The sequence below is a fragment of the Erwinia sp. genome (genome assembly GCF_049696395.1).
In the GTDB taxonomy this organism is placed as follows: Bacteria; Pseudomonadota; Gammaproteobacteria; order Enterobacterales; family Enterobacteriaceae; genus Erwinia.
The window spans coordinates 1-4,362 of the sequence record NZ_JBAVTT010000164.1 but is presented as its reverse complement, the minus strand read 5'-3'; the positions used below and the strand labels follow the sequence as shown (position 1 = coordinate 4,362).

The following is a 4,362-nucleotide window of genomic DNA, read 5'->3' as shown; positions in this document are numbered from 1 at the left end:
CAGGTGCAGACCATCCCGCGTGAACAGCTGGTGAAGGCGCAGACGCTGGGGGGCCACAGCGCCCAGATCCTCTGGCGGGTGATCCTGCCGCAGCTGATGCCGCGTCTGTTTGATGCGGTGCGCCTGTCGCTCAGCTCCGCGTGGCTGTTTTTGATTGCCGCGGAAGCTATTGCGGCGACCGAAGGCCTGGGTTACCGCATCTTCCTGATGCGCCGTTATCTGGCGATGGACGTCATTCTGCCGTATGTCGCCTGGATCACGCTGCTGGCTTTCACCCTGGACCTGCTGCTGCGCCTGATTAGCCGCCGCTGCTGGCCATGGTACTACGCAAAATAAGGGGGAAGCATGGCGATTATTGAACTGAAAAATCTGGAAAAACATTACGACAGGCAAGTGGTGCTGGAGCGGCTGAACGTCAGCGTGGAAGAGGGCGAGTTTGTGTCAATCGTCGGTGCTTCTGGCTGCGGCAAAACCACTTTTCTCAACATGTTGCTGGGGACGGAAAGCCCAAGCAAAGGGCAACTGCTGTTGGATGGCAAACCGATCCCGCAGGAGCCGGACGACCATCGCGGCGTGGTGTTCCAGCGCTACTCGGTGTTCCCGCATCTGACCGTGCTGGGCAACGTGATGCTGGCCGATGAATTCAGCGAAGCCCGCTGGTTGGGCCGCGTCTGGGGCAAAAAGCGCCGGCAGATCCGCGAACGGGCGCTGGAAATGCTGGCGCAGGTGGGCTTAGTCCCGGCGCAGAACAAATATCCGCATCAGCTTTCCGGCGGCATGCAGCAGCGCCTGGCGCTGGCTCAGGCACTGATGAAGCGGCCACGCATTTTACTGCTCGACGAACCCTTTGGCGCGCTTGATCCGGGTATTCGCGGTGAGATGCATGAGCTGATTGGCGATCTGTGGCAGCGCCACAACCTGACCATTTTTATGATCACCCATGACCTGAAAGAGGGCTTCACCCTGGGATCTCGCCTGTGGGTGTTCGACAAGCTTCGCCATGACCCGCATGAGCCGGACGCCTGGGGAGCGAGCATTACTTATGATATTCCACTGGAGCGAGGACGGCCTGCGGCTGCGAAAGCCCCACCCATCGCTCAGGTTGCCTGAGGAGGAACTATGACCACCTATGAAACCCTGTTACCCGCCGGATCGCACTGGTCCCTGCGGATGCGTCGCGGTAGCGCGCTGCGGTTGATCGATATCGACGGCGGCGTCAATGCTGGCCTGCTGATGTACAACCCGGAGAATCTGCTGGAGCGCTATAACGCGCCGGACACGCTGAAGTGCCAACACACCTTCCGTCTGACCGCCGGGCATTGCCTCTATTCCGATATGGGCCGTATTTTTTGCGGCATCGAGCAGGACAGCTTTGGCTGGCATGAAAGTGTTTGTGGCAGCAGCAATGCTCAGCAGGTCGCCGCGCAGTTTGGCGCGCGGGACTATCAGCAGATGCGCAATGACTGGCATCAGAACGGCTATGACAGCTTCCTCGTCGAGCTGGCGAAGTACGGGCTGGGCAAGCGAGACATGGCTTCCTGCGTGAATTTCTTTGCTCAGGTTTCCGCCAGCGATGACGGCGAGCTTCAGTTACAACAGCAGGGCAAAAAGGGCGCGGAAGTCACGCTGCGGTTTGCGATGGACACGCTGGTAATCCTGCACAGCTGCCCTCATCCGTTGGCAGAAGGGGATCGGTATCCTCAGCAGCGCCTTGGCATCGTGCTGGATGGGAATGCTGCCTCGTTGCCCGCGCACTGTCTGGCACGCGAAGAGAACCAGCGCGGCCTGCGCAACAACGACCTTTACTACTTAACCGGCCAGCCGTAAGGAGCCTGCGATGATTAAACTCAGTCCCAATGATGTGGCTCTGGCTACGCACCGTGAAACTATTCCGGCTGGCGATTACTGGCTCTACCGCGTCGAAGCCGGGCAAACGCTGCGCATCACCGACCTGGAAGGCAATCAGGCGGCAGATACGCTGTTTTTCAATGCGGATGATACGGCTGAACGTTACAGTTTCAGCGATACGCTGCGTGGGCAGAACAACGTGTTTCTGACCGCAGGCAGCGTGCTGCGCTCTAATGATGACAACGCGATGCTGACTATTACCGCTGATACCTGCGGCCGCCATGATACGTTGGGCGGCGCTTGTTCAACAGAGAGCAACACCGTGCGATATGACCTGGAAAAAAGGCATATGCACTCCTGCCGTGACAGCTGGATGCTGGCGGTGGCAGAGCGCCCGGAGTTCAACCTCACGCGTCGCGACATCACCCACAACATCAATTTCTTTATGAACGTGCCCGTCACTCAGGAAGGGGGGCTGACGTTTGCTGATGGCATCTCCGCGCCGGGAAAATACGTGGAAATGGTGGCGAACATGAACGTTCTGGTGCTGATCTCCAACTGTCCGCAGCTGAACAACCCCTGTAATGGCTACAATCCGACACCGGTCGAAGTCGCTATCTGGTAGCCCTCTGGCACAGCGGGACGACCCGCACTCTCGTGCCCTGATAAAGCAGGACGACCTGCCTGAAAAGAGAGTGAACCTATGCTGGAGCGCGTATTAATAGCCAACCGCGGCGCCATTGCCGTGCGCATCATCCGTACCTTAAAAGCGATGGGCATCAAAGCCATAGCGGTCTATGCCGAAGCCGATCGCCATTCTCAGCATGTGCGTCTGGCTGACGAAGCCTGGTCACTGGGTGACGGCAGCGTACGGGATACCTACCTGAACCAGGATAAATTGCTGCAGATCGCCGCACAATCGCAGACGCAGGCTATCCATCCCGGTTATGGCTTTCTCAGTGAGAATGCCACCTTTGTCACTCGTTGCGATCGGGCTGGCGTGGTTTTTCTGGGGCCCACCGTTGAGCAAATGGCCGCCTTTGGATTGAAGCACCGCGCCCGCGAGTTAGCGCAGCACAATGCTGTCCCGCTGCTTTCTGGCAGTGGTCTTTTAACCTCGCTGGAGGAGGCGCAAACGGCGGCAGATAACATTGGTTATCCGGTCATGCTGAAAAGCACCGCAGGCGGCGGGGGAATTGGCATGCAGCGCTGTGATGATCGTTCACAGTTAGATGAAGCTTTTACCCGCGTGAAACGCCTCGCAGGCAACAATTTCGCCGATGATGGCGTCTTTCTGGAGAAGTTTATCGCCCGTGCCCGCCATATTGAAGTACAGGTCTTTGGTGACGGAGAAGGGGGCGTGATTGCGCTGGGCGAACGGGATTGTTCGGCGCAGCGGCGTAACCAAAAAGTGATAGAAGAGACGCCAGCGCCTGGGCTGAGTGACGAGGTTCGTGAGGCGTTGCAGGCGACGGCAGTCCGGCTTTGCCAGGCGGTGAACTACCGCAGCGCGGGCACCGTGGAATATGTTTTTGATGAGGTGACGCAGCAGTTTTACTTTCTTGAAGTGAACACTCGCCTGCAGGTTGAGCACGGCGTGACCGAGATGATTTACGGCGTGGATATTGTCCGCTGGATGGTGCAACTGGGCGCGGGTGAACTGCCGCCGGTTGCTTCGTTGAAAACGGAACCTTCAGGGCATGCCATTCAGGTGCGTCTGTACGCTGAAGATCCGGCAAAACAGTTCCAGCCAAGTGCCGGACTGCTGAGCCAGGTGCAGTTTCCTGAGCGCGTTAACAGTGGAACACTGCGCATCGATAGCTGGCTGGACAGCGGTATTGAAGTCTCGCCGTTTTACGACCCGATGCTGGCAAAAGTGATCGTCCATGCCGCCGACCGTGCTCAGGCGTTGGCTTCTCTTGCTGAGGCGCTGGCCGCCACCGGGCTGTACGGTATTGAAACCAACCTGCACTGGCTGCGCCATCTGCTGACCTTGCCGGAAGTGCAACAGGGCAGAGTGATCACCGCAACGCTGGGGACGGTTAGCTGGTCGCCAGCCACGCTGGATGTTCTGAGCGGCGGCACGCTGACCACTATCCAGGATGCGCCAGGCCGCGCGGGTTACTGGCATGTTGGCGTGCCGACCTCCGGCCCGTTCGACAGCCGTTCATTCCGCCACGGCAACCGGCTACTGAACAATCCACAGGATGCCGCTGGCCTGGAAATTACCCTGCGCGGCCCCACGCTACGCTTCAATCAGGACTGTGCCTTTGTGCTGGCTGGTGCGGTTATTACTGCGCGGCTGGATGAGGAACGGCTGAGCAATGGCCGGGTTATCAATGCGCGCGCGGGACAAACGCTGACGCTGGGTGACATCGCCGGAGCGGGCTGCCGCACTTATCTGTTGCTGGCTGGCGGCATCGATTGTCCAGCCTATCTTGGCAGCCGCAGCACCTTCACCTTAGGCAAATTTGGCGGCCATGCTGGCAGGCAACTGCGCACCGGTGATGTGCT

General features: G+C 58.9%; 5 protein-coding genes. All 5 read left to right on the top strand.

The window, feature by feature from the left end:
- Positions 1-336: ABC transporter permease subunit (locus WCC56_RS19310; RefSeq protein WP_424693940.1), on the top strand; the 336-nt coding region annotated here is incomplete at its 5' end.
- Positions 337-345: 9 nt separating this feature from the next.
- On the top strand, positions 346-1,110 hold the full coding sequence (locus WCC56_RS19305) for an ABC transporter ATP-binding protein (RefSeq protein ID WP_424693939.1): 765 nt from the start codon (positions 346-348) through the stop codon (positions 1,108-1,110).
- Between the two features lie 9 nt (positions 1,111-1,119).
- Entirely contained in the window at positions 1,120-1,827 is a 708-nt protein-coding gene (locus tag WCC56_RS19300; protein ID WP_424693938.1) for an urea amidolyase associated protein UAAP1, read from the top strand.
- 10 nt (positions 1,828-1,837) lie between these two features.
- The gene (locus tag WCC56_RS19295; RefSeq protein ID WP_424693937.1) at positions 1,838-2,473 is read left to right on the top strand and encodes an urea amidolyase associated protein UAAP2; all 636 of its coding nucleotides are present in this window, start codon (positions 1,838-1,840) and stop codon (positions 2,471-2,473) included.
- Between the two features lie 78 nt (positions 2,474-2,551).
- The coding region (locus tag WCC56_RS19290; RefSeq protein ID WP_424693936.1) for a biotin carboxylase N-terminal domain-containing protein at positions 2,552-4,362 on the top strand (1,811 nt) is incomplete at its 3' end.

What these genes read in the sequence shown, in the direction of transcription:
- WCC56_RS19295 (WP_424693937.1), top strand. Translation starts at nt 1,838, where the DNA reads ATGATTAAACTCAGTCCCAATGATGTGGCTCTGGCTACGCACCGTGAA.
- WCC56_RS19300 (WP_424693938.1), top strand. Translation starts at nt 1,120, where the DNA reads ATGACCACCTATGAAACCCTGTTACCCGCCGGATCGCACTGGTCCCTG.
- WCC56_RS19305 (WP_424693939.1), top strand. Translation starts at nt 346, where the DNA reads ATGGCGATTATTGAACTGAAAAATCTGGAAAAACATTACGACAGGCAA.